Origin of the sequence: Comamonas endophytica, assembly GCF_023634805.2 — a bacterium.
In the GTDB taxonomy this organism is placed as follows: Bacteria; Pseudomonadota; Gammaproteobacteria; order Burkholderiales; family Burkholderiaceae_C; genus Comamonas; species Comamonas endophytica.
The window spans coordinates 3,240,427-3,264,440 of record NZ_CP106881.1 but is presented as its reverse complement, the minus strand read 5'-3'; the positions used below and the strand labels follow the sequence as shown (position 1 = coordinate 3,264,440).

Genomic DNA, 24,014 nt, shown 5'->3' with positions numbered 1-24,014 from the left:
GTGCAAAGTGTCGCCCACGTGCACGTGCCTTGGTGTTGTAACATCCCACCACATAAGACGCGTTGTACCTATCTATTGGTACCATGAAAGCGCAAGCTGTTGAAAGTGGCAAGTATGCGGTTGCTTTCACATAACGATAACTTTTCAGGAAAAAAATTGGCTGTAGAACCTATTTCCCTCATAAGCCTTGCGCGACTAGCTGCTCCGATTATTAATGAAATACTAAAGTTATCGAAAAAAGCTGGAACTAGAGGACTGCAAAAATGGGAAGCCAGCTCCTTCCCTCGCAAAATCGCCACTCGGATCAAGAGCCTCGACACGGTGCGAACCATATGGAAATCACAACCATTATCTTTGCAAACATTTTTCCATCCACCAAAGCTAGCTTTCCAAGAAAAACCGGAGTTTGTGACCAGATTGTCTGCATTCGAAGACAATGCTGTAATCATAGAAGGAATCGTCGGCCAAGGGAAATCAATCTTCCTGCGCAGCCTTGCAATCAATGAAATCACCAGCAATGATGCTCAACGTCTTCCGCTCTTTATTGAACTGAAAGACTTAAGTATCAAGACAGACCTGCAGGGGGCAATTTTTCGAGCACTGGAAAGCTACGATATTGACATCGATGAGGCCACCATCGATTTTCTCTTCAAATCTGGAAAGTTTTCTCTTTTGCTGGATGGCTTCGATGAAATCGAAGAAAAACTTGTCAAGGCGGTGTACTTACACATTGAACATCTTGCACGGCGCTATCCAGAATTATTAATAGTCGTCACTTCCCGGCCAGGAAACGAGATACAAAAATCGCCAACTTTCAAGACGCTACGAATAGCTGAATTAACTCCGGCCGAGTTCCCTGCATTTTTGACAAAATTAGGCGTAAGCTCGGAAAAATCGCTTGAATTAAGACAGGCCATTCGCAACAGTCCGAGCAAACTCAGCAATCTCATAAAAACGCCGCTAATGCTGACTTTAGTCGTTATTGTTTATGAGGCTGAAGTAAGAATTCCTGAGACACTTCCAGAATTTTTTGACCGACTTTTCCAAGTTGTTGTCTCTAATCACGACCGTCTGAAAGGTGGTTTTACACGCGTCCATCAAAGTGGACTTTCGGAACGTGGGTTGCAGACAGTTTTCGAGGCATTTTGTTTTATGACCCTTCAGCTTGGGCACAATCGAACACTGACCGCAGATCAGTTTGAAGAAGTTTTCAAATACGCAATAAAATACTCCGACGGATTAAAGTGTGATGCAGATAATTTTAAGGCGGATATAACAAATACCGCATGCCTCATGCTAATGGAGGGAATAGATTCCATCACATATCTACATAAAAGCATCTTAGATTACTACGCAGCTTCTTTTGTGCGGAAATTGAACGAAAAAAACTCCTCACATTTCTACCAAGCAATGTTAAAGAAAACGCTTGGATGGGAGGACGTGCTGTCATTTCTTAAATCAATAGATTCTTTTCGCTATTCCCAGAAATTTATTCTACCCTTCGTTGCATCGGAAAAAGAAATTTTTTGTTGCGACCTCTCAAAAAAAAGTCCTGCAGAACTGTCAAATATTATGGAGGCGGCATATCCTAATTTTGGACTTTGTTTTCAGAGGAACACTTCGCCGGCAGACACAGCGACCATAATTTCCTTTCAAACTGAGAAGGAGCGGGCAGGCGAGCACTTGGCTGGCTTGGTGTTTCTGATCATGGAGGCCTTAGATACAATGATGCCGTCGCCATTTCCCATCAAAGAGATAGAGGATTTATTTAAAATTCATTTTATGGCAGACGCAATCGATGCAGAAGAAATATTTATTCCTGGAAAATCAATTATTAACGCGTTTGGCACCAAAGAAATTTGCACGAAACTCGGGATTTATGAAACTCGACTTGAAAAACTCCGCACTGTTGCCCAAGAAGTTGTAGATGCAGAAAATAAGAAGGAACTCATCTTCACTCTAGGAGATTGATCTAAGGAAATTTCCGGGATTAACATTTGGAGACCGAGACGAATCGAAATCTCTAGTTAGTTGAGAAGCGTCTGGCGCTATCGGATAAAAGTCTGAGCTAAGACGCGGGTGCCATATCGCAGGCGATCTGGTGCCGGCTTAGCCAATGCTCCTCGAGCCAGCGATACAGCACATTGGCATTCAGGCCATGTTCATGCGCCGCGACGGCAATCGATGCACCGGGCTGCAGGCATGCGGTGATCAGTTCGGCCTTGAACTGTGGTGCACAGGTGCGGAGCGTGCGCGGCACCAAATAGCGAAGGGATTAAGAATCTTTGAGCATCGTGTGCACGGTTGTTTCGTGGAAGCGATATTGCTCAAAGAGTTGTTCAGCATAAAGATGGGATCAGCGGACAGATAGCTTGTGAGCGGGCATGTCCGCCGTGCTATCGTGAGTAGAAACGGCCTCAAACATGCTATCGACGGCAGCGCGGTTATCGGCGTTTAGGCCCGAAGGTAACATGATTGTGAATGAGCTTAAGTGGTCGTTATCTCTTCATGCCAAGTCCCTTACAGGCTGTCATGCCTCTTTGGCCAGTCCAGCGGAATTAGGGCATCTCCCGAAAGCTTGTTCCACCTCTTACGGGTAGCACTTACGTAACGGGGGTCATCGCTGAAATACGCGTGCTCAATCAGCAGAACCTGCAAATCTTTCTGTTCAGTGGTAGCGTTGAACAAAAAGTCTAGGTGACGACGCATTGCCAAGACCTCCTCATTCTCTCCAAGACTTGCTTCATCGTCTCCGCTTTGAGGGTAGTAAGGACGACTGATCTGATCGAATGCTAGAAAAGCCGGTACAGGGGCGTTGGTATTTCCGAGGTGCTTTTGTAAAGCGAAAGACAGCGCGATGTGGATAGCCAAGTAGTTCTCATCCGAGCCTGCATCTGGTAGTCGCAATACCGCTCCAGAATCATTCTCGATGATCGCGATAGCTGGTGGCTTGGTCGAAAACTCCAACTCGGCGTCAACGCAAGGTGCGACAGTGGGCAGCAATGCGAACGCTTCAGACAGATATTGCGAAACCTTTCGCTCAGCACGTGCGAGCAAAACTTGTTTAGCGTCGTTATCAATGAGCGCCTCTAGCTCCTCAATCTGCTCACGTAGGACGTTGACGTCAGGGCCTGGAAGCGGCGTCGCAGGATTCATCTCTAAGAACTGCGAAACCTTTCCCATCAAGTGCGCGTGATACTGCGCAAGGTTATCCATCTCCTGGGCTTCACTGCTTTGCCTAATCCAGGTTTTTATACGCTCGTCGACGCCCTTAAGTTTGTCATTGAGCCTCGTAAGCTCCAACTGAAGCGTTTCCTCATGATCCACCAAGCGAGGCCGTACATTTTCAACCGCTGCACCTTCAGAGCGAACGATGTCAATTGATTGGCGTATGGCCTGGGCGGCAGCGATCCCGCGTTCACTGGGTGCATCACACAAGGGGCAAGAGTGGGCCACCGGCTCAAGATGCTCGGCAATTTTCAACTTCTCATATTGCCGCTTTACTGCTCCCTCAAACCCCGACATTTCCTGGAGCGCCACCTGTGTAGCTCGCGAGCTACGCCTTGCCTTTTCGATCTCACTGAGCAAGCTTCGACGCTGCGTGTGGAGGCTAGAAAGCTCCCCTTCGCTCGGGTTCTGCCCTTTGCTGAACTTCAATCGTTTGAGCCTAAATAGTGCTTCTTGAAGAACCGTTTCTGAAGCATCGTCAGGCAGGAGTTCACAAAGGCCAGTGCGATGAGCATCCATCAGTAAACGCGTCGCATGCTTTTTGTATTCGCTACCTTCCGCTTGATGAATTCGAAGCCGACGCTGCTCCCGATCAAACCGCTTGCGAAGATCCTTTAACTGACGCTCCTGGATCACAGTGTCTTGAGTGATGACACCGAGAAAGTAAGGCATCGTTTCAATAATACCCGGAGCTTCATCGGCTTGGTCCAAGCCATGAAGCAAAGCAGTCTCGTTATAGATAACGTCTTTGGGAACAAACATATAAGCTGTCGCGTGGCGCACTGTCGGTCGCCATTTTCGAACAGCGCTTTCATCCGATGCGTCGACTACTCCTCCGATCCCAAATGCTCGCTCAATAAAGGACTTCCCTGCTATTAGATTTGTAGCTCCTTCAAACTCCTCTAACGACGTTGGGATTCGAAGGTTCCGTCCGCTGCTGACGAACATTTTGGTACTGGTGTTTTGTCCCAGCGGCGGAATGACTCTGCCAGTGATCATTTCCGCATCACCTAACACCCACTTGATGCCGACAGCGATACTGTGGCGCTTCACGTGGGCTGCAAGCTCACACACACTGGATCCTAGACAATAGTCGATGGCTTTGATCAGCGTCGATTTACCAGTTCCCGACGCTCCGGTGAATATATTCACCTTGCCGAGCTCCAGTTCGAAGGAACGAGCACGGCCGCCCTCACCAATAAAGAAAATTCTCGAAATATTCCAGCGACTCATAGTTCAAGACCCATCAAGTTGAATACCGTCCTTGTTGAGCCGGCCGAAGCAAACCAATGACCAATTCGGTCGATATTGTCGAAATTCTTCCGAGTGTCCTGCGTTAGCTCTGCTCTGAGCTGCTTAGGCACAAGTGACATGCCAGGGGCTACTTTTCCATCAGTTTTTATTTCCAATAGATTACTAAAACATCCAAACCTGATTGCTTCTGTCACGATATCCAATGAACCATTTACTCGAGCAGCAAGACGGATCTGAATTACAGGGCTACGACGCAGCCACTCCAATAATCCCGTCCTACGATTCGTACCGTTGAACGTAGGAGTCAAATCTCCAGACAATGCCAATGGCAGAGCAGCGTAACACAGTGTGATATCTGGCTCTGATTTATTTCCGATACGGTAGGATCGGACGAATGTGGCTAACAGAGACGCGCAATAAGCCGGATTGGTTTCGGCAAAAATGTCGTGAGCAATCGCCATGGCCTTAATCCTTGAGAAGCTTCAGGTAGTTTGCGTGCCAACCTACGCGAAGGTCGATTGCAAGCACTTGGAAGGTGCCCTGTACATAGTAATGAGCGGTCCAGCCACGCGAGATAGGCTCAACTTGAGTCGGAGCTTTCTCATGAGTCCAACGCAGAAGTTCTAGTCCTTTGTTTGCCACTTGGGATGGCTCGAGTTCAGCGCAGTCCTCTACCATCTGGGAGTGGCGATCTGACCAGCGTTCAGTAAGTACTGAATCATAGCCCGCTATTTTCGAGCGCATTTCTGGATTATTTGTAATCCATTTGGACCGTTGCTCTTTAGCCCGCCATTGTGCTCGGATTGCCTTCGCGATATCCGAAGGCCTACCATCTACAAGCGCAATTTGACGAGTCAGTAGTCCATCAGGCTCATAATCCTCGGGTTGTGTGAACTCGGAGAAATCAGCCACTAACGTTCCATTATCTAGATCCGCGATAATAGAAGATATCTGATACTCCATTTCGCTCCGTTGGATTACCCGCTCACGCTTTTCACACAAGCTGAATATGACTTGTTGATCCCACCATTGTAGCAGACGTTTTGCAGCCTCCAATCGTTGTACTTGAGGAATGAGGTGCAGTCGCTTGGCTACCTCATTAGGTATTTCTCCAATGCTTGCAGTGTCCTGCTGAATGATTACTCTGCGCAGGAGGCTTAAGCGAGCGGAAGGAGCAAGGGCGTGAAAGGCAAGACAGCCAGGTGCTCGAGCAGAATGAGGGGGCTTAGCACCAGCTGACTTTGCGTCCGATCTTTCAGTCAATACACGATCCGCTTCTTTCTCCATCGCCTGCAGTAGCGCCTTGCGATCACTGTCCAAATCGCATAAAGACATCAACGGTGAATCAGTAGGCACCTTTCCAACTGCAACGAGGTGGAATGTCGTGTCTGCAAGGGAAACAAAAGGGAGAGCGTCAATCCAGACCTTGATAGTCTTCCACAACGCCACTGAGGCCAGCGTGACGGGGGGAGGGAATTCTTTAATAGAATGCTTAAGCTGGTAAAAAAGTTGCTGTCCGTCGACCTTCAACTCGACATCATCCAATCGCTCAACCGCTGCTGCGGCATCACTGCTCGTCTGTGAAATGAGCTTCAACAAAGCAAACTGGCTTTGAAAATAAAACCCGAGGGCAGCGGCTGTCGCTTCATGGACAGCGTTAGATTTAATGTTCTCCGTCACTTTTTTGCGCCTCTCTCCATTAATTCCTTGTCGAAAATTGTAACATAATGCAAGCATTGAAGCCAAAATAGGCGCCAGTAGTCCAAGGCTACGTGCGAATACAAGGTACGATCACGCCGATGGTAAAGCGGATGTAGAAGGCCGGACTTATGACGAGAAGATGTGATACGCAGGATGACCGGAATGTCATGGTCGAATTGACTGCTCAGAGGCTCGAATTAGGCCCCAGCTTTGCAGCAGTGCTTGACAAGATCAATGCGGCATGTCAGATCACCGATAAGCGAGCCGACGCGATCCGCTAAACATTGGAAGAGATAAGTGGTCGAGCTCGCGGAATAGAGTGAGTGCGATGCATCACGATTTGTCGAGTGTCTGCTCATCGTCTGGATCTGCTGCTCGCGGAGTTAGCTAACGATAAGTCAAACGGTTATCGCGAGTAATTGCAATCGAGCATGTTTGCGCCTCAAAGGTGCACAAGTACGAACATGGCTAAGGCAGCAAGGCCAACCAGGTCCGCTTAGTCACTGACTGGTCGGGATGGTGTCTGCCAATTGAACGTTGCGGCGCAAAGCCCACAGGGCCAGAAATGCGGTGATGGCGAGCATCGAGGAAAGCCACAGGGCTCCCAATCCCCATCGGGAGACAGCCATGCCGAATAGAAGCGGGGAGCCGGCCTGCACGATGCGCGCAGGCACCATCAGCCAGCCCTGCCGCTGGCCATAGCCCTGGGCACCAAACACCTTGAGCGGCAACGTGCCCACGGCGATGGTCAGAATGCCGTTGCCAAGGCCGTGCAGGATGGCGAAGGCACTGGCGGCCGGAGCGCCGATCAGGCCCAGGCATATGGCCGCAACGGGATGGGCCAGGATCGCCAGCCTGGCGGACAGCAATGGATGGGCATTCTTCAGTAATCCGTATTCGATCAAACGCCCTGCCACCTGTGCCGGCCCCACCAGCGCGGCAGCCCCGATGGCCAGCGCCACCGCGGTCCCCGTGCTCTGCAAAAGTTGCGGCAGATGCGCGGCCATGGCCGTGCTGATAAACCATGAGACGGCAAACACATAGGCCATGAAGTATGCGGTATGTCTGCGTGGTTGCGCTTTCGTGCTGGAGTCCTGGGTGTCGGCTGGTTGGCCGTCAACTTGCTCTGGCCCAGCTGCTCGCGTAGCGCGCGGAAGCAGCAGATTGAGCGGCAGTCCCAGAAGAAGATGAAGCAGCGCCCATGCCAGACACGCTTCGCGCCATCCAAATTCATGCGCGAGATAGCTGGACAGGGGCCAGCCTATGGTGCTGGCGAATCCCGCAAACAGCGTGATCCCCGTGATGGCGCTTCGGGCACCTTGGCCGTACAGGCGCACAACGGTGGCAAAAGCTGCTTCGTACAGGCCACTGCCCATGGCGATGCCCATGATGGCCCAGGCCAGGAACACCTGGCTTGCCTGCGTGGCCTGGCTCAGGAGGGCCAGCCCTGCGGCAAACACCAGGTTGCTGGCGATCAGCACCGGACGGCCGCCGAAGCGGTCGATGAGCCGGCCGGCCACCGGTCCTGTGGCCGCGGCGACCAGCAGTGCCATAGAGAAGGCAGCAAACACACTGGCGTAAGCCATTCCAACGGCACGGCCGATCGGTTCCGCAAGAACCGCGGGAAGGTAATACGAAGAGGCCCAAGACAGCGTTTGAGCCACACCCAGCATGACGGTGGTCTGTGTGCGGCGCTGCATCGTGACGTCGCCTTAAATGCTGCGTTGGTGGACCCGCTGCGACAGCGCCTCGGTGCTTTCGCGACGTTCGCTGTACCGGTCCACCAGGTAGTCCGCGCAGTCGCGGGTCAGGATCGTGAACTTGATCAACTCCTCCATCACGTCCACCACCCGTTCGTAATACGGAGACGGCTTCATTCGGCCTGCATCATCGAATTCCATAAAGGCCTTGGCGACGGACGACTGGTTGGGGATGGTGAGCATGCGCATCCAGCGGCCCAGCACGCGCATCTGGTTGACGGCATTGAAGGACTGCGAACCCCCAGAGACCTGCATCACGGCCAGGGTCTTGCCCTGGGTCGGCCGCACGGCGCCCACGGCAAGGGGAATCCAGTCGATCTGGGCCTTCAGGATGCCGGTCATGGCCCCATGGCGCTCCGGCGAGGTCCAGACCATGCCTTCCGCCCATAACGCCAGTTCACGCAGTTCCTGCACCTTGGGGTGGTCGTCCGGCGCATCGTCGGGCAATGGCAGTCCGCGCGGGTCAAAAATCCGCGGCTCGGCCCCCATTGCGCGCAGCAGCCGGGCCGCCTCCTCGGTCAGCAGCCGGCTGTAGGAGCGCTCCCGGGCCGACCCATAGAGCAGCAAGATGCGAGGAAGATGTACAGCCCGCTGCGGCAGCAGCAGGCGCACCAGGTCGGGCACTTCGAACGATTGAAAATCCAGGTTGGGCAGATCAGTGCTTTGCAACACGTTGTCCTTTCGCGTCGATGACAGCTTCGCCATCTTCCTTGGAGAGTGCACCCTGTTGGGGCCCAGGCAATATGTCCAGCACGGCCTCGGAAGGGCGGCACAGACGGGTGCCAAGCGGTGTCACCACGATGGGACGGTTGATCAGGATCGGATGCTCGAGCATGAAGTCGATCAGCTGCTGGTCGGTCCATTTCGGGTCGGCCAAGCCCAGTTCCTCAAAAGGCGTGCCCTTTTGCCGTAGGAGCTCGCGCACGGGAATGGCCATCTCGGCCAGCAAGCGCTCGAGCGTAGCCCGGTCGGGTGGCGTCTTGAGATACTCGATGACGCAAGGTTCCTCGCCGCTGTTGCGGATCAAGGCCAGCACGTTGCGGGACGTGCCGCAGGCGGGGTTGTGGTAAATGGTGATGGTGTTCATGCCAGGTCCAGAACAGAGGGTGGCTTCAAGCGAAAAGGCTCAGGCGCAGTGCCAAGGCCGCAAGGGTGGCCAGCAGGACCGGCACGGTCAGCACCGTACCGACCTTGAAATAGTAGCCCCAGCCAATCGTCATGCCCTTCCTGGCCAGCACATGCAGCCACAGCAGCGTAGCCAGGCTGCCGATCGGGGTGATCTTGGGACCCAGGTCGCAGCCGATCACATTGGCATAGACCATGGCTTCCTTGACGATGCCACTGGCATTGGAGGCGTCGATGGACAAAGCGCCCACCAGTACGGTCGGCATGTTGTTCATCACGGACGACAGCAGGGCAGACAGCAGGCCGGTGCCCATGGCAGCACCCCAGATGCCGCCCTGCGCAAAGCGGTCCAGCATCGCGGCCAGGTAGTCTGTCAGGCCTGCATTGCGCAGACCATAGACCACCAGGTACATGCCCAGCGAGAAAATCACGATCTGCCAGGGAGCGCCGTGCAGCACCTTCCTTGTGCTGATGACCGGCCCGCGGCTCGCCACGGCCAGCAAGATGGCTGCGCCCACTGCCGCGACGGCGCTGACCGGCACGCCCAGGGGCTCCAGGCCAAAGAAGCCGATCAGCAGCAGGGCCAATACCACCCAGCCCGCACGGAAGGTGGCAGGGTCCTTGATGGCATCGGCCGGGCGTTTGAGCTTGCCAAGGTCGTAGGCCGCGGGAATGTCACGGCGGAAGAACAGCAGCAGCATGGCCAGGCTGGCCAGCACCGAGGCGATGTTGACCGGCACCATGACCGAGGCGTACTCGTTGAAGCCGATATCGAAGAAATCGGCCGAAACGATATTGACCAGGTTGGACACGATCAGCGGCAGGCTGGCCGTGTCGGCGATGAACCCTGCCGCCATGACAAAGGCCAGGGTGGTTGCTGGCGAGAAGCCCAAGGCCACCAGCATCGCCATCACGATGGGCGTGAGGATCAGGGCGGCCCCATCGTTGGCGAACAACGCAGACACGGCCGCGCCCAGCAGCACGATGAGGGCAAAGAGCTTGGTGCCGCGGCCGCCGCCCCAGCGCGCAAAGTGCAGCGCGGCCCATTCAAAGAACCCCGCCTCATCGAGCAGCAAGCTGATGATGATCACGGCGACAAAGGTGGCGGTGGCGTTCCACACGATGTTCCAGACCACCGGAATGTCCGTCAGATGCACGACCCCCAGCAGCAGCGCAATGGCCGCGCCCAGCGAAGCGCTCCAGCCGATGCCCAGGTTACGTGGTTGCCAGATGACCAGAACCAGGGTGAAAACAAAGATCAGGGCAGCCGTGAGCATGGTGCGAGAGTGCAATGGGTGAGAGGCATGCGTTCGTGGACGAAGGCGCAGGAAGTCAGGAGGCGGACATTTCGCGCGCCGTGCTTTGCAAGCGTGTCTTGTCCAGCTTGTCGGCAGGCAGATTGACCAGCAGTTCCAGGCGGCGACGCATCAGGTGCATGGTCTGGCGGAAGGCTTCCAGCTTGGTGTCTTCAGGCGCATCGCCTGCGGAAGGGTCCGGGTAGCCCCAGTGCGCCGTGGCCGGGTGCCCGGGCCAGATCGGGCAGACCTCGCCCGCAGCTTTGTCGCAGACGGTGATGATCAGATCCATGTGGGGTGCTTCGGGCGCGGCGAACTCGTCCCAGGTCTTGCTGCGCAGGCCTTCTACCGACACGCCGGCGCGCTGCAGCACCTGCAGGCCCAGCGGGTTGGGCTGTTGGTTGGAACGTGGGCTGCTGCCGGCCGAATAAGCCTTTAAGCGGCCCCGGCCCATGTCGTTGAGCAGGGCTTCGGCCAGGATGCTGCGCGCCGAGTTGTGGGTGCACAGGAACAGGACATTCAAGGGGGCAGTGGTTTCGGTCATGAGTTTTAGCAGCAGGACTTGAGGGCAATGGCGCGAGGCGCCGCAGTGGTCACCGCTGGGGCACGCGGGGAAAGGCAGGCGTTGGCAATAAGCGTTGCAGGCCGGCTGATCAGCAGCTGCAGGAGATGGCGTCCGCAGGCGTGCAGACGGCGCCCTGGCAGCAGTTCTCCGTGAGATAAGCCAGCAATTCATTCATCGTCGGGAAGGCCGCGCGGTACAGCACATTGCGCCCCTGGCGCTCCTGGCTGACCAACTCGGCATGGGACAGCTCCTTGAGGTGAAAGGAGAGCGCGTTGGGCGCAATGCCCAATTGCTCTGCCAGGGCGCTGGGGGTGAGGCCCTCCGGCCCAGCCACTACCAAAGCGCGGAACACACGCAGGCGGGCTTCATGGGCCAGGGCTGAGAGGGAGCGAATGATCTTGGCTTCTTGCATTTATCAATAATACATCAACTATTGAATAGTTGAAAAGTTGTTTCTGGTCAATAAGGTTGAATAGCCCCGACGAATGCTGAAGACACCCGAACTTAGTGACCCAAGCAAGTGCGTCACTTTAGTAACGATAAGCGCCGCTTATCGTTAATAAACGGTCGGCAGATACCAATGCCCTCACTGTGATTTGCCACCACAGAGGCCCTCCGACAGCACACTCCATGAGGTCGTAAATCCACCCGCTCACCCTAGTCCCCCAACAGAATTTCCGCCAGATCCAGCTCGGCGCGCGGCAAGTCTTCCAGGTTCAAAGCCTCTTCGATGTGGGCTAGATGCTGTGCCATGATGGCCTTGGCGGCCTCTGCATCGCCCTGTTGAATAGCATCCACCAGCTGTGCATGTTCGTCATGCAGGCACGCCGCCCTGGTGGGTGCCTCGAACGTCAGGATGGCCAGGCAGGTCAAGGGCGTGAGCTCCTTGATGAGCCGGGTCAGCCAGGGGCTGCCGGACAGCTCCGCCAGCATCACATGGAACTCTCCGGACAGGCGCACCGCCTGCCTGCGGTCGCCGGCAGCGCGGGCTTTCTGCTCGGATTGCAAAATGGCCTTGAGGCGCTTGATAGCGCCGGGCGCTGCGCCCGACTGGATGCGTGCGATCACGCGCTCCACGGCCGCAGGCTCGAGCGTGCGCCGGATCCAGAGCACGTCCTTGGCTTCCTGGGCGGTGGGCTGCGACACGAACGCACCCCGGTTGGGATAGAGCGTGACCAATTGCTCCATCGCCAGGCGCTGCAGCACGCTGCGCACCTGCGTGCGGCTGACCTGGAAAAGCTCGGCCACGCGCTCTTCGGACAGCTTCGTGCCCGGCAGCAGGCGATGCTCCACGACGGCGTTGTAGATCTTCTGGTAGATATCGACGGGCGCCACGGTTTTTCTGTTCTCCATGCAGTTCTCGTTATTCGTTGCAAAAAGGTGGCGCCGAGGAGCCGGCGCCGAATTCGAGCCAGGCTTGCGCCAGTCCGTCAAAAGACACGCCCACCCGGCTGCCAGCCCGTGCCTGGAGTATGCCCGTCCAGCTGCCGGTGGTGACGACGCTGCCGGCCTCCACGCTGCCCCAATGTTCCGTGGCATGCAAGAGCCAGGGCAACAGCACCGCGGAGGGGTCACCCAGCGGATGCGAGCCCTTGAACTCTCTCACAGCTTCGGCATCGATTTGCACCGTGCAGCGCTGCGCCGACCAATCCCGGGGTAGATACGGTAACCAATCCTGGCCCAGCACCAGCGCCCCATGGCTGAGCCTGTCGGCTTGCAGCAGGGGCAACGGTGCCTGCAGATTCTGCCGCCAGCGCGAATCCACCCACTCGATGGCCACCGTCATGGCATCCACGAGCCCATGCACGCTGTCCGCGGTGAGCGTCAAGGCAAGAGCCCGGTCCACCCGGCGTCCTATGCGCAAGGCGATTTCCGCCTCCACCCCATACAGCGTGCAGGCCGGCTGGCCGATACGCGCCGGGTTCCGTTCCGAATGGCTTGGCAACACCCCTTGTGTCGGCAGCGGGGCATGGAACAGGGGCAGCGCAGGCGAAGGGCCGCCTGACTTCCAGTACGCCGGGGCGCTGCCGGGTCTCCAGCCCCCGGCCGCGGCGGCATGCTGCAGCACGGCCAGCACATCGATGTCGTCGCGAACTCCTGACGCATCCGCTGCCACGCCGCTCTGGTGGGCTTCGCGCAGTGCCTGCAGCACTTGCGACTTGTGAAATTCCGGTGCACGCATTTTTGTAGCCAATCCGATCGTTGTTTCAGTACATCCGGCAGCACGTTCTGTGCCTGCTTGTCGGCATGGGCAACAACGGTGGGAGGCGAAAGCGGCACCAAAGCCGGGCAACGCATGGTCATTGTGCAGAGAATCCCGAAAAAAGTGCAGATGACCGGGATGAAGCGTAGCCAAAACTTCGATCTTTTGTACGCAATTTCTGGCACAGCAATTGCGTAGCTGTGCGCTCCAGCCCTTTTTCCAGAATGGAATGCACCATGTTCAAACGCACTGTCAAAACACTCACCCTGGTTGCCGCACTCGGCAGCGCATGGGCCGGGACCGCCGCCCATGCCGCGGACAGCATCAAGCTCGGCTATGCCAAATGCGCGCACTGCTCCGCAGTGGCATTGGTTCCGGCCCAGGCGGAAAACGGCGTGCAGATCGAAGGCGTGAACTTCAATACCGGCAATGACGTACTGACGGCGCTGGTTTCCAAGAACCTGGATGTCGCCCAGGTCACTTACCTGCACTTCGTGACGGCTCTGGATAAGGGTTTCGACGTCGTGGCCATTGCCGGCCAGATCAACGGCGGCTCGCGCCTGCTGATCTCCAGCGCCCTGCCGGTGCAAGCCGATGACTGGGCCGGCCTGAAGAAAACCATCGCGGATTTCAAGGCCCAGGGCAAGCCGTTTCGCGTCGGCGCGTCCCGCGGCAATGCCCAGGATCTGCACATGCGCGGCACCTTCGCCAAGCATGGCATCGACGTGAACAAGGACCTGCAGTTCGTCAACATCCCCAACCCCGCGGACCATCTGCAGGCGCTGCGCCGAAACGAGGTGGAAATGATCAGCGCGGTCGATCCATTTGCCGCGCAGATCGTGCTCAGCGATGCGGCCAAGCTGTTCAGCTTCCCTTATGACCAGGCCGCGGGCAAGCTGTCCAACCTGATCGTGACGCGCTCCGATGTGCTCAAGGCGAAGCCCGCCGGCGTGCTCGAAGCCGTGCGCGGCGTGATCAAGGTCAATGCCGCGCTGGGCAAGAACCAGACGCTGTTTGTCGACACCATCCAGAAGGCCACGGGCCTGCCCCCGGCGGTTGCCCAGGGTTCGGTGAGCAACCTCTACCCGGACCACCATATGTACCGTCCGGCCACCAAGGCCATCGCCCAGATGATGTACGACCTCAAGTACCTGCGCACCGATGTCACGCCCAAGATCGACAAGGCCATGGACTACAGCTTCCTGGAAAAAGTGACCGGCCAGCCCAAGGCCGCCATGGGTTATTGAGGCGCATCACCCATGAAAGCTGAACACGCAGCGTTGCGCGCCCCCCCGGGGCGCAGTCTGTACCGGCGCATTGAAAAGTTCATCGTGCCCTTCCTGATCCTGGGCGGATGGGAGATTTTTTCCCGCTCCGGCATCCTGCCCCAGGCCCTGCTGCCGGCCCCCAGCCAGGTGCTGATCGCCTGGGCGGACTGGGTGTTCGAAACCGATGGGAATTCCCAGATGTACAGCGGCAAATGGATCAGCGATGTGCTGGCCAGCGCCACGCGCGTGTTCTCGGGCTTTCTCATCGCGACGACGGTGGGCATCGCCGCAGGCATCGCCATCGGCTGGTCCAAGACGGTGGAGAAGCTGTTCGAGCCCACGCTGCAGACCCTGCGCCCCATTCCTCCGGTGGCCTGGATTCCGCTGGCGATCATCTGGTTCGGCATCGCCAACAAGCCCGCCATCTTCCTGGTGTTCATGGGCTCGTTCTTCCCTATCCTGTTGTCCACCATCCACGGCGTGAAGACCTGCGACCGCAACCTGCTGCGCGCCGGCGCCATGTGCGGTGGCAGCAGCCGCATGCTGCTGCGCCACATCGTGTTCCCTGCGGCGCTGCCGAGCATTTTCTCGGGCCTGCGCATCGCGGTGGGCTCGGCCTGGATGCTGAGCGTCACGGCCGAGATGGTCGCCGTCAAAAGCGGCGTGGGCTATGTGCTGTGGGATTCGTATTACTTCCTGCGCTACGACATCGTCATTGCCGCCATGTGCAGCATCGGGCTGATGGGTTTTCTCAGCGACGCGCTGATCCGCAAGATCTTTGCCCGCCTGCTGCGCTGGCAGCACGCCACCACATTGCAGTCCAAGGAGGGTTGAACCATGTCCCTGATCACCATCGACAAGGTCTCGCGCATTTTCGAGGACCCCCAGCGCAAGGCGCCGGTCACGGCGCTGCAGGAGGTCAGCATTCAGGTCAAGCGCAATGACTTCCTGTGCCTGCTCGGGCCCAGCGGCTGTGGCAAGTCCACCCTGCTGAACATGATTGCCGGCTTCGACAACCCCTCCTCGGGCACCGTCAACGTGGGCGGAAGCGTCGTCACCGCGCCGGGCACGGACCGCGGCTTCGTGTTCCAGCAGGCCAATCTGATGCCGTGGCTGCCGGTATGGGAGAACGTCGCCTTCCATCTGAAGATGCAGGGGCGCGGGGGCGGCGACGAACGCCGCCAGCGCGCGCAGAAGTTCATCGACATGGTGGGACTGCGCGGCTTCGAGAACCACTATCCTAGCGAACTCTCCGGCGGCATGAACCAGCGCGTGGGCATCGCCCGGGCATTGCTGATGAATCCGGAAGTGATCCTGATGGACGAACCCTTTGGCGCGCTGGACGAGCAGACCAAGATGGACATGCACGCCGAGATCATCCGCATCTGGCGCGAGAGCAACACCACCATCGTCTTCGTGACCCATGGCATCGATGAGGCGCTGACGCTGGGCACCCATGTGGCGGTGATGTCGGCGCGTCCCGGCCGGCTGAGCGAGATGATGGAGATCGACCTGGAACGCCCGCGCGACCCGACCTCGGCGCGCTTCAACGACTACAAGCGCACCATCTTGCAGCTGCTGCGGCCCTCTTCCGCAGCCATGGCCGCGTAATCGGCCTGCGCTTCGCCATCCGGCCGATGTCCGCTGCCTTCAGCGGGCATCGGCCTTCTTGTTGGCCGCCGGCGCAAAAAAGGACACTCGATGGTGTCCCGTGGGAGATGGCCGCTTCTGGGTCCTAGATCCGGGCCGGGACCGCCTCCTCGAAAAGCATGCCCCATGGGCTCAGCGGCGCGGTGGGCCACTGCGCGCGCCGCAGCATGCCCCAGACGGTGGTGCTCACGGTGTCCAGCAGCGGAACGCCGAATTCGGCTTCGAGGGCCGGCGCCAACTGCGCGGCGCGCAGGTTGGTGCAGTAGGTGATCAAGGCCTGTGGCGCGCGTTCGTGCCCGGCCAGGGCGCGCAGGCGCTGCAGCAGCAGCGCGGGCTCGAGCATGCCGAACTGGTGGTTGTCGCGAATGCCTTCGTGCGTCTCGGCCACGACCTCGATACCGGCACGGGCGTAGTTGTCCGCGATCCGCTGCTGCACGTCCTGGGTATAGGGCGAGGCGATGGCGATGCGCTCGATGCCGCGCAGCGCCAGCAGTTCGTTGAGCGCCAGTACAGCGGTGGTCGCCGCGATGCCGGTGCGCTGCTCTATTCTCTGCACCAGCTGCTGGTCCTTCTCGAACCCCAGCCAGCCGGCGGCCGTGCCGCTCCAGCCGATCACATCGACTTTCGCATCGGCCAGCAGATCCGCCGCGGCCAGGATGTGGCTGTCGTCGAACTGGTTCAGCGCCTGGTGGTTCAGGCCGATCTCGGTGACCTTGAAGCGCGCGAAGTGGGCCGTCACCGCGCCGGCATCGGCCGCCTCCAGCGCGCTGCGCTCGGGCCGGTAGCTGGCGACCAGCGCGCTGGTCAACGGCTCCAGCGCCGTGTTGGACGAAGGGGTGAGCACACCCAGGCGCAAGGTTTTGGGGGTTTCGGCGGTCATGGAAATTCCTGTGGGCAAATGGCAGTTGGAAGCAGAACGCTCAGCCCAGCAGCGCGGCCAGGCTGTCCGGCAGGCCCTGGTGGGGCTTGCGTGGAGGCCGGGCATAGCTGCCTTGCGTGGCCTTGCGCGGCTGCAGGTTGACCAGGCTCTGGGCGTGCTGCACCGCGCTGGACACGCCATCGACCACCGGCACGCCGATGCGGTCCTTGAGCTTGCGCGCCAGGCCCGCCAGCGGCGCACCGGCGATCACGATGACCTCGGCGCCGTCGTCGCGGATGGCTTGCTCGCACAGGCTAAGCAAGGCGGCCTCGTGGTCTTGCTGCACCGCGCCGATATTGGCCAGCTGCTCGTCCAGCGCCCGGATGCTGGCCAGCCGGCCCTGCAGCTGGTGGCGCTGCACCTCTTCGCGGTACCAGGCCTGGATGCGCTGGCTGATGGCGATGATGGAAAAACGGTGCCCGAGCAGGCAGGCCGTGGCCAATGCCGACTCGGTCATGCCCAGCACCGGCACCGGCAGGGCTTCGCGCAGGGCCGCCAGGCCCGGGTCGCCGAAGGCCGCCACGATCACTGCGTCGTGCCCGGCCACATGCTCCGCCGCGACCTGCGCCACGGCATAGGCCCCGATCAGCGCCTCGAAGCGCGTCTCGATATAGGCTACGCCAAAGGGCGCGGTCCGCATGGTGAGCGCCGTCTGTGGCCCCGCGCTCAGGCGGGCCTCGGCCTCGATCAGCTGCGTGACGCTCTCGGAAATATTCGGGTTGATGATGAGCAAGCGCATGCGTGTCTCCTGAAAAGCAGCGCCGGCGCATGTACGCGCCAGCCGCTGGTGGAAAAGAAAAGAGGGTCGGTCGGCCCTGGCCCTCAGCAGCCATCGTCCGCGGTGCACTGCGGCCGGTAGCGGTGCGTGAAGCGCGCGCGCTCGGCCAGCAGGCTCGGCTCGCCGCACGCCAGCAGCTGGCCATGCCCCGGCGCCGGGGTGAAGTGCCGGCCGTCCCACAGCACCTGGCCGCGCGCGATGGTCATTGCGGGCCAGGCCTTGAACTGCATGCCTTCATAGGGCGTGTAGTCGACGTTGTGGTGCAGCATGCCGTTGGTGAGCGTGAAGTCCCCTTCCTGCCAGATGACCAGGTCGGCATCCGCGCCGATCGCGATGCAGCCCTTGCGCGGGTGCAGGCCGTAGGCCTTGGCGGGCCCGGTCGAGGTCAGCTCGACGAAGCGCTGCGGCGTCATGCGCCCGGCCAGCACGCCTTGCGACCACAGCAGCGGCATGCGGGTCTCGATGCCCGGAATGCCATTCGGGATGCGGCCGAATGCAACCTCCTGGCCCTGCGGCCTCTTGCCCTGCTCGCCATCCCAGCGAAAAGGCGCATGGTCCGAGGAGAACACCGAGAACAGGCCGTCATTGAGCCCATCCCAGATCACTTCCTGGTTGGCGCTGTCGCGCGGCGGCGGGCTGCACACGCATTTGGCGCCTTCGTAGCTGTCGTCCAGCCCCAGGTCTTCGCTGGTCAGGAACAGGTATTGCGGGCAGGTTTCGGCGAAGATCTTCAGGCCCTTGGAGCGTGCCCAGCGGATCTGCTCCACCGCCTCGCGGCCCGAGACATGCACGATCAGGATCGGCACGTCCACCAGCTCGGCAAGGGAAATCGCGCGGTGCGTGGCCTCGCGTTCCACCAGCATCGGCCGGGCCACGGCATGAAAGCGTGGCGCGGTGCGGCCTGCGGCTTCGAGCTTGCGCGTCAGCCAGGCGATGCATTCCGCATTCTCGGCATGCACCATGGCCATCGCGCCATGCGCGCGCGCCACCGACAACACGTCCAGGATCTGCCCGTCATCGAGCTTGAGCGCGTCATACGTCATGTAGATCTTGAATGACGTGAAGCCCTCGGCGATCAGCGCGGGCAGCTCGCGCTCGAGCACTTCGGGCGTGGGGTCGGTGACGATCATGTGGAACGCGTAATCGACATGCGCGCGCCCCGCGGCACGCTGGCGGTATTCCTCCACGGCGGCGCGCAGGGAATGGCCCTTTTGCTGCGCGGCAAACGGGATCACGGTGGTCGTTCCGCCGCAGGCCGCGGCACGCGTGCCCGTGTCGAAATCATCGGCCATGCGCACCGGGCCACTGGTGATTTCCTCGAGGTGGCAATGGGCATCGACGCCGCCGGGCGTGACGGCCCGCCCCTGCGCGTCGATCTCCCGGGTGCCGCCCGCCAGGCCAGCGCCCATCTGCATGATGCGCCCGTCCTTCACGCCGATGTCGCAATGCATTTCGTCGGCGGCCGTGATCACGCGGGCATTGCGCACCACCAGGTCGAAGGCTGCGGCAGGTGGAGATTCGGTCATACGGGTCTTTCTTGGGGAGCGGCGTGGTTTGCGGGGTGCACATGTAATGCAAATCGTGTGCCAGGACACAGCGTATTTCCAGCAAAACAACCAGTACATGTATACAAAGTTTCGCTAGTCCATCCAAAGCTGGAACCGGAATTGCATACAGATCTCTGCACTGCCCGTTCATTTGAGCCCTGCCGCACCCCATCGGGGCACTGCGTGTGTCTCCTTGGTGCAGCTGCTTCAAATTGGATACAACTTCCCATCAACCATCTGCTCTGCCATGCCCAGCACCGCTCTCCATCAATGGTCCGCCCAGCACACTGCCCAGCAGGTCCTCGCCGGCCAGCTCCGCGCCACCGATGTCGCCCGCCACATGGTGGCGCGCATCGAGCAGCTCAACCCGCAGCTCAACGCCTTTGCCTTCTTCGATGCCGCGATCCCGCTGCAAGCCGCGGCACAGGTCGATGCGCGCCTGGCTGCCGGCGAATCGCTGCCCATGGCCGGCGTGTGCTTCACCGTCAAGGACAACCTGTGGCTGCAAGGCGCACCCGCCACCTTTGGCTCCCTTCTGTTCGAGGATTTCATAGCGCCGCAGGACAGCTGGTGCGTGGCGCGGCTGCGCGCCCTCGGCGCCATCCCCCTGGGCGTGACCACCTGCTCGGAATTCGCCTGCATGGGAATCACAACTACCAAGCTGCACGGCACCACCCGCAACCCCTGGGATACGCGGCTGACGCCCGGCGGCTCGTCGGGCGGCGCCGTGGCGGCGCTGGCCGCGGGCATCGGCCATCTCGCGCTGGCCACCGATGCCGGCGGCTCCACCCGCCGCCCCGCCGCGCACACCGGCTTGGTCGGCATGAAGCCCACCCTGGGGCGCGTGCCCAACGCCGAAGGCTTCGACGATCCCAATCATCTGCTTTCGGTCATCGGCCAGCTGGCGCGCAATGTCGGCGATGCGGCCTGGATGCTGGACTGCCTGACCGCCTGGGAGCCAGCCGACCCACTGTCATGCCCCGCCTTCGCCCAGCCCGATGCCATGGCGCAATTGCACCAGGACGTGCGTGGCCTGCGCCTGGCCTGGTCGCCACAGCTGGGCTGCGATCTGGCCATCGACGCCGATGTGCTGGCCGCCATGGAGCATGCCGTGGATGCGCTGCGCCAGGCCGGCTGGAACATCGAGCGCGCCGACCCCGTCTGGCCCGAGGGCGCGCGCGAATATCCCTTGATTGCCATCCAGCAGGCCGGCCTGGCCCAACGCTTTGGCCAGGACTGGGCCGCCCACCCCGAGCGCATCATGCCCAACCTGGGCGAGCAGATCGAGCTGGGTGCGGCCCTCAGCGGCATGCGCATCACAGAACTGCTCAAGCTGCGCGAGCAGTTCCACGCCAGCTTCACGCGCTTGCATGCGCGCTACGACGCCCTGCTGTGTCCGACGGCGCCCGTCGAAGCCTGGCCGCACGGGCTGATGGGCCCGGCCATGATCGGCGGCATGCCTGCCGGCCCGCGCGGCCATGCCGCCTTCACGCCGATCTTCAATTACGGCGCCGTGCCCGCCGTTTCCGTGCCCTGCGGCTTCGGGCGCAACGGCTTGCCCCTGGGGCTGCACATCTCGGCGGCACGCTTCCAGGATGCGCGCGTGCTGCAACTGGCGGCGCAGGCGGAACGGATCTGGCAGCTGGATATGCGCAGCCCGCTGATGCGCGAGGATTGAGCGGAATGCAGGGGCTGCAGATCTGGTCCCCTTGCGCCACCCGCAGGCTACACGAGCGCCCGCATTCGGGCCGTCAATTGCGCTGGCATCCCGCTCACCTCCCGTCCCATGACCCGGGAAAAGCTGCCGATGCGCGCTTTGGCGCTGCCCATTCGGGCCATGGCCACCGCCTGCCAGGCGGCCGCCTCGATGCCGTCGATGACCGGCACCGGCAGCTGCGCCTGCAGCGCCGCGCGGTAGCCGCTGAGCACCGCGCCGCTCAGGACCAGTACATCCAGGTCGTGGCTGTCGATCATCTGCTCGGCATGGAGCTGCAACTGTGCCAGCACTTCAGGCTCCACGGCCTGGGCGTGGGGGGCGAAGGCCTGGGGCAAGGCCGGCGCGCTCCAGGCATGCATCAAGCCGTCGAGCTGGTACAGGCGGGCTTGCTCCTGATAGACCGGCAGCATGTGCGCGCCCAGCGTGATGAGACCCACGCGCTGGCCCAGCTGGGCGGCACAGAGCAAGGCGGCCTGGAGCATGCCGACCACGGGAATGTCCAATATCTCGCGCAGGGCCCACAGGCCGGCATCGGTGGAGATGGCCAGAATGACGGCGTCCATGCCCGGGGCATGCGCCACGCCCAGCGCCAGCGCCTGCTGCGCGGCAAGCACGTTCTCGGCCCGGCTGCCCACGATGCGCGGGCCTTCGGTGGCCGTGACGCCCACGATATCCGCCGCGCCGCTCAAGGCGGTCTGGGCCGTCTGCCGCATGCGCTGCGTGACGTGGTCGCTGGTATTGGGGTTGAGAAGCAGCAATTGCATCAGTGGCCTTGGATGATGGATTTCAGGATGTCCGCCACGGGCGCGCAGGGGCGTGGCTGCATGCGCTGCAAGACGCGGTTCTGCACCAGCAGCAAATGCGCCTTCATGGCCTGCGCGGCGCCCTGCGCATCGCGCTTCTCCAGCGCCTGCAACACCTGGGCATGCTCCTGGGGCGCACATTCGCTGGCGCTTTGTGGTTCATACAGCGCCACATACATCTGGGTGCGCGCAATCAACTGCCGGCACATGGCCAGCAGCGTGGGCGAGCCAAGGATCTCCACCACGGCCGTGTGAAAGTTGCCGGCCATGCGCACCGAATGCTGGCGTGCCTGGCCGCTGGCCGCGGCGCTGTGCTCGTGCCTGACCATCTCCTGCAGCTGCTGGAGCTGGGCAGGTGTGATCCTGGCCGACAGCTCCATCAGAGCACCGCACTCCAGTGCCACACGCGCCTGGTAGGCGTCCACCACCTGCGCCGGCGTGGGCGTGGGCACGAAGGCGCCACGGTTCGGCTGCACATCCAGCTTGCCGTCCTGCCCCAGGCGGATCAGCACCTTGCGCACCATGCCCCGGGTGACCTCGAAGGACTCCGCAAGATGCCGCTCCCTGAGCGGCGTACCCGCAGGCAGGCGCCCTTCCAGCAAGGCGCATTCGATGCTTTGGTACAGCACTTGCTCGGTAATGGCCACGGGCTCTGCAGCCTGACTTGTTTCTTTCTTCATGCGCTCGCTGAAACAGCTCCAAGAATTTTTAACATTAGAATCAATTTTGGTTAACCAAATTTTTTATGATTTCTTGACCTTCCGCGCAATATAACGCACCGCACCTTGCCTCCCAACGCCATGACCGACTCCACGCCCACTCCCCTCGCCAATGCGCCTCTCGCGTTCGACCTGCTCCTGCGCGACGCCATTTTCCTGACCGCCGACCCGGAGCAAGCGGAATGCCGGGGCTGGTGCCTGGGCATTTCCGACGGCTGCATCACCTGGTTCGACCGCGAGCCGCCTGTCCACTACACCGCCCGGCGGGAACTGCGCCTGCCGGGCCACTTCGTCACGCCCGGGTTCGTGAACCCGCATGTGCATTCCATCCTGAGCATGGTGCGCGGGGTGGCGGTGGACCTGGGTTTCGCGCCGTCCTATACGCCAGGCATCCCCAAGGGCACCGAAGTCAACCCCGAGCAGGCCCGCGCCCTGGCGCGGCTGGGCGCCCTGGAGGCGATGCTGTTCGGCTCCACGCTGGTGGGAGACAACTTCGTGCACGCGGACACCAGCACCGAGGCGATGCTGGAGCTGGGCCTGCGCCTGGCGCCAAGCTGGCGCATCCATGACGTGGACTTCGCGCGGGTCGCGCATGGCGAGTGGAACTACGACAGCGCCATCGGCGAGCGCACCCTGGGAGCTGGCTTGGCGCTGTACGAGCGCTGGAAGGACCACCAGCGCGTCTATGTCAATCTGGCCGCGCATGCCGCCGATACCTGCTCGAACGGCTTTCTGGCCACCATCGCCCAGGAGGCGCAAAAGCGCGATCTGGTGGTTTCCACCCACCTGGGGCAAAGCCAGGTGGAGGTCGAGCGGGTGCGCGAGCGCACCGGCAAGACTTCCGTGCAGGTCCTGGAAGAAGCGGGGCTGCTCAACCACCGCCTGATGGGCGGCCACTGCATCTACCTGACGCCGGACGACCTGTCGCGCATGGCTCGCGCCGGCGCGCATGCCGTCCATATCCCCAAGTGCAACATCACTTCCGGACGCATGGCCAATACCCCGGCCATCCTGCGCGCGGGCGTGAACATGGCGCTGGCCACCGATACGCAGCATGGCGACATGGTGGAGCTGATGCGCTGGGCGCTGAACACCGCACGCGTGCAGGAAGGCGGCGTGAGCGATGAGTTCCAGCCCCGGCACGTGTTCCACATGGCCACCATGGGAGGCGCCAAGGCATTGGGCCTGGAACACCTGATCGGCTCCATCGAAGTCGGCAAGCGTGCCGATCTGGTGCTGTTCGACGCCAACCGCCCCCACTTGGTGCCGCACGTCAATCCGCTGGGCAACCTGGTGCACACCGGCCAGGGCCGCGATGTGTCCATGGTCATCGTCGACGGCGAGATCGTCGTGGAGCAAGGCCGCCCTGCCAAAGTCGATATGGAGCAGGTCTGTGCCGAGGCAGAGGCGGCATGCCGCCAGCTGTGGGGAGCACATGGCAAGCAGTACTGGCAGCCCCATTGAGCGGCAAATATCCATATT

General features: G+C 60.4%; 23 protein-coding genes. 6 read left to right on the top strand and 17 right to left on the bottom strand.

Going from position 1 to position 24,014, the window contains the following annotated elements:
* Positions 1-105 precede the first annotated feature (105 nt).
* The gene (locus tag M9799_RS14890) at positions 106-1,971 is read left to right on the top strand and encodes an NACHT domain-containing protein (protein WP_231044741.1); all 1,866 of its coding nucleotides are present in this window, start codon (positions 106-108) and stop codon (positions 1,969-1,971) included.
* Positions 1,972-2,068: 97 nt separating this feature from the next.
* Here the strand turns inward: M9799_RS14890 and M9799_RS20660 are convergent, their stop codons facing one another.
* The 12 genes from M9799_RS20660 to M9799_RS14835 all read right to left on the bottom strand — a co-directional run bounded on the left by M9799_RS20660 (position 2,069) and on the right by M9799_RS14835 (position 13,110).
* Positions 2,069-2,260 (bottom strand): transposase, encoded by a 192-nt coding sequence (locus tag M9799_RS20660; RefSeq protein ID WP_377008729.1) that lies wholly within the window; start codon positions 2,258-2,260, stop codon positions 2,069-2,071.
* A gap of 260 nt (positions 2,261-2,520) precedes the next feature.
* The gene (locus M9799_RS14885) at positions 2,521-4,461 is read right to left on the bottom strand and encodes a DUF3732 domain-containing protein (RefSeq protein WP_231044656.1); all 1,941 of its coding nucleotides are present in this window, start codon (positions 4,459-4,461) and stop codon (positions 2,521-2,523) included.
* The gene (locus tag M9799_RS14880) at positions 4,458-4,943 is read right to left on the bottom strand and encodes a three component ABC system middle component (protein ID WP_231044655.1); all 486 of its coding nucleotides are present in this window, start codon (positions 4,941-4,943) and stop codon (positions 4,458-4,460) included. The genes M9799_RS14885 and M9799_RS14880 overlap by 4 nt, the downstream gene beginning before the upstream one ends.
* A gap of 4 nt (positions 4,944-4,947) precedes the next feature.
* A complete protein-coding gene (locus M9799_RS14875) occupies positions 4,948-6,162 on the bottom strand; it encodes an ABC-three component system protein (RefSeq protein WP_231044654.1) in 1,215 nt (404 codons plus the stop codon).
* A 521-nt stretch (positions 6,163-6,683) separates the two neighbouring features.
* Complete coding sequence (locus M9799_RS14870; protein WP_231044653.1) at positions 6,684-7,883, bottom strand: MFS transporter; 1,200 nt, start codon at positions 7,881-7,883, stop codon at positions 6,684-6,686.
* A 12-nt stretch (positions 7,884-7,895) separates the two neighbouring features.
* Positions 7,896-8,612, bottom strand: coding sequence for an arsenical resistance protein ArsH (gene arsH / locus M9799_RS14865; protein WP_231044740.1), 717 nt, complete (start codon positions 8,610-8,612; stop codon positions 7,896-7,898).
* On the bottom strand, positions 8,599-9,030 hold the full coding sequence (arsC, locus tag M9799_RS14860) for an arsenate reductase (glutaredoxin) (protein ID WP_231044652.1): 432 nt from the start codon (positions 9,028-9,030) through the stop codon (positions 8,599-8,601). Before arsC ends, arsH begins: the two co-directional genes overlap by 14 nt.
* A 25-nt stretch (positions 9,031-9,055) precedes the next feature.
* Positions 9,056-10,345, bottom strand: coding sequence for an arsenic transporter (locus M9799_RS14855; RefSeq protein WP_231044651.1), 1,290 nt, complete (start codon positions 10,343-10,345; stop codon positions 9,056-9,058).
* 55 nt (positions 10,346-10,400) lie between these two features.
* On the bottom strand, positions 10,401-10,907 hold the full coding sequence (locus tag M9799_RS14850) for an arsenate reductase ArsC (protein WP_231044650.1): 507 nt from the start codon (positions 10,905-10,907) through the stop codon (positions 10,401-10,403).
* 109 nt (positions 10,908-11,016) lie between these two features.
* A complete protein-coding gene (locus tag M9799_RS14845; protein WP_231044649.1) occupies positions 11,017-11,340 on the bottom strand; it encodes an ArsR/SmtB family transcription factor in 324 nt (107 codons plus the stop codon).
* A gap of 245 nt (positions 11,341-11,585) precedes the next feature.
* Complete coding sequence (locus M9799_RS14840) at positions 11,586-12,281, bottom strand: GntR family transcriptional regulator (RefSeq protein ID WP_231044648.1); 696 nt, start codon at positions 12,279-12,281, stop codon at positions 11,586-11,588.
* 10 nt (positions 12,282-12,291) lie between these two features.
* Complete coding sequence (locus tag M9799_RS14835) at positions 12,292-13,110, bottom strand: fumarylacetoacetate hydrolase family protein (protein ID WP_263725518.1); 819 nt, start codon at positions 13,108-13,110, stop codon at positions 12,292-12,294.
* Positions 13,111-13,367: 257 nt separating this feature from the next.
* Here M9799_RS14835 and M9799_RS14830 point away from each other — a divergent pair, with 257 nt between their 5' ends.
* The 3 genes from M9799_RS14830 to M9799_RS14820 are packed head-to-tail and all read left to right on the top strand — an operon-like array spanning position 13,368 to position 16,010.
* A complete protein-coding gene (locus M9799_RS14830; protein ID WP_231044646.1) occupies positions 13,368-14,378 on the top strand; it encodes an ABC transporter substrate-binding protein in 1,011 nt (336 codons plus the stop codon).
* Positions 14,379-14,390: 12 nt separating this feature from the next.
* Positions 14,391-15,233, top strand: a complete 843-nt coding sequence (locus M9799_RS14825; protein WP_231044645.1) for an ABC transporter permease — start codon at positions 14,391-14,393, stop codon at positions 15,231-15,233.
* Between the two features lie 3 nt (positions 15,234-15,236).
* A complete protein-coding gene (locus M9799_RS14820; RefSeq protein ID WP_231044644.1) occupies positions 15,237-16,010 on the top strand; it encodes an ABC transporter ATP-binding protein in 774 nt (257 codons plus the stop codon).
* Between the two features lie 124 nt (positions 16,011-16,134).
* Here M9799_RS14820 and M9799_RS14815 read toward each other — a convergent pair whose 3' ends face one another.
* The 3 genes from M9799_RS14815 to hydA all read right to left on the bottom strand — a co-directional run bounded on the left by M9799_RS14815 (position 16,135) and on the right by hydA (position 19,272).
* A complete protein-coding gene (locus tag M9799_RS14815; RefSeq protein ID WP_231044643.1) occupies positions 16,135-16,929 on the bottom strand; it encodes a maleate cis-trans isomerase family protein in 795 nt (264 codons plus the stop codon).
* 40 nt (positions 16,930-16,969) lie between these two features.
* Complete coding sequence (locus M9799_RS14810) at positions 16,970-17,707, bottom strand: aspartate/glutamate racemase family protein (RefSeq protein WP_231044642.1); 738 nt, start codon at positions 17,705-17,707, stop codon at positions 16,970-16,972.
* 83 nt (positions 17,708-17,790) lie between these two features.
* Positions 17,791-19,272 (bottom strand): dihydropyrimidinase, encoded by a 1,482-nt coding sequence (gene hydA, locus M9799_RS14805; protein WP_231044641.1) that lies wholly within the window; start codon positions 19,270-19,272, stop codon positions 17,791-17,793.
* Between the two features lie 268 nt (positions 19,273-19,540).
* On the opposite strand from hydA, the gene M9799_RS14800 reads away from it, so the two are divergent.
* The gene (locus M9799_RS14800) at positions 19,541-20,971 is read left to right on the top strand and encodes an amidase (RefSeq protein WP_231044640.1); all 1,431 of its coding nucleotides are present in this window, start codon (positions 19,541-19,543) and stop codon (positions 20,969-20,971) included.
* A 47-nt stretch (positions 20,972-21,018) separates the two neighbouring features.
* Here M9799_RS14800 and M9799_RS14795 read toward each other — a convergent pair whose 3' ends face one another.
* Positions 21,019-21,774: an aspartate/glutamate racemase family protein gene (locus M9799_RS14795; RefSeq protein WP_231044639.1), complete on the bottom strand. Its 756-nt coding sequence runs from the start codon at positions 21,772-21,774 to the stop codon at positions 21,019-21,021.
* Positions 21,774-22,493 carry a GntR family transcriptional regulator gene (locus M9799_RS14790; protein ID WP_231044638.1) on the bottom strand — a complete coding sequence of 240 codons (720 nt, stop codon included), beginning with the start codon at positions 22,491-22,493 and terminating at the stop codon, positions 21,774-21,776. Before M9799_RS14790 ends, M9799_RS14795 begins: the two co-directional genes overlap by 1 nt.
* 120 nt (positions 22,494-22,613) lie before the next feature.
* Between M9799_RS14790 and M9799_RS14785 the strand changes: the two genes are divergently transcribed.
* A complete protein-coding gene (locus M9799_RS14785; protein WP_231044637.1) occupies positions 22,614-23,996 on the top strand; it encodes an amidohydrolase family protein in 1,383 nt (460 codons plus the stop codon).
* Positions 23,997-24,014 lie beyond the last annotated feature (18 nt).